The following is a 1,136-nucleotide window of genomic DNA, read 5'->3' as shown; positions in this document are numbered from 1 at the left end:
GGCTTCGGTCATACTCTTGGGAATGCCTTACGCCGTATACTTCTTTCGTCAATGCCAGGATGTGCAGTAACCGAAGTTGAAATCGACGGTGTGTTGCACGAATACAGCGCGAAAGAAGGCGTACAAGAAGACATCATTGAAATTCTGTTAAATCTTAAAGGTCTAGCAGTTACTTTGGAAGGTAAAGATGAAGTTTTTCTTACCCTGACTAAGTCTGGTGTAGGCCCTGTGACTGCGGCTGATATTCAGCACGACGGCGATGTAACCATTGCCAACCCAGATCATATTATTTGTCATTTAACGGCAGATAATAGTGCGATCAGCATGCGAATTCGTGTTGAACGTGGTCGTGGGTATGTGCCGGCATCTAGCCGTTTATCCTCTGATGACGATGAGCGTCCAATTGGTAGATTGTTGCTTGATGCATCATTTAGCCCAGTTGAACGTATTGCGTACTCGGTTGAATCAGCACGTGTTGAACAACGTACAGACTTAGACAAGTTAATCATTGATATGGAAACAAACGGCACTATAGATCCAGAAGAAGCGATCCGCCGTGCGTCGACTATCTTAGCTGAGCAGCTAGAAGCATTCGTAGACTTACGTGATGTTACTGAGCCAGAAGAGAAAGAAGAGAAGCCAGAATTCGATCCTATTCTACTTCGTCCAGTTGATGATCTTGAACTAACAGTGCGTTCAGCAAACTGTTTGAAAGCCGAGCAAATTCAATATATCGGTGATTTAGTTCAGCGCACAGAAGTCGAGCTTCTTAAAACGCCTAACTTAGGCAAGAAGTCTCTGACTGAAATTAAAGACGTGCTAGCTTCACGTGGTCTATCTCTAGGTATGCGCCTAGAAAATTGGCCACCTGCAAGCCTAGCTGAATAATCTAAATCACTATATTAGTTTAGTTAGAAGGATAGGGTCATGCGCCATCGTAAGAGTGGTCGTCAATTAAACCGTAACAGCAGCCATCGTAAAGCGATGTTCAGCAATATGGCAGGTTCTTTGGTGAAACATGAAATCATCAAAACTACTTTGCCAAAAGCGAAAGAGTTACGTCGTGTAATTGAACCTTTAATCACACTGGCTAAGACTGACAGTGTAGCAAATCGCCGTTTAGCGTTTGCTCGCAC

Annotated in this window: 2 protein-coding genes; both read left to right on the top strand. The window is 43.8% G+C overall.

All coding sequences use genetic code 11. The features are described 5' to 3' along the window. Positions 1 to 888: DNA-directed RNA polymerase subunit alpha (locus tag H5232_RS23325; RefSeq protein WP_182831664.1), on the top strand; the 888-nt coding region annotated here is incomplete at its 5' end. Positions 889 to 927: 39 nt separating this feature from the next. Further along, positions 928 to 1,136: 50S ribosomal protein L17 (rplQ, locus tag H5232_RS23320; RefSeq protein WP_182831662.1), on the top strand; the 209-nt coding region annotated here is incomplete at its 3' end.

This window comes from Pseudoalteromonas sp. SG41-5 (genome assembly GCF_014164495.1).
In the GTDB taxonomy this organism is placed as follows: Bacteria; Pseudomonadota; Gammaproteobacteria; order Enterobacterales; family Alteromonadaceae; genus Pseudoalteromonas; species Pseudoalteromonas rhizosphaerae.
The sequence above is the reverse complement of the archived record's forward strand: the minus strand, read 5'-3'. Positions and strand labels throughout refer to the sequence as shown.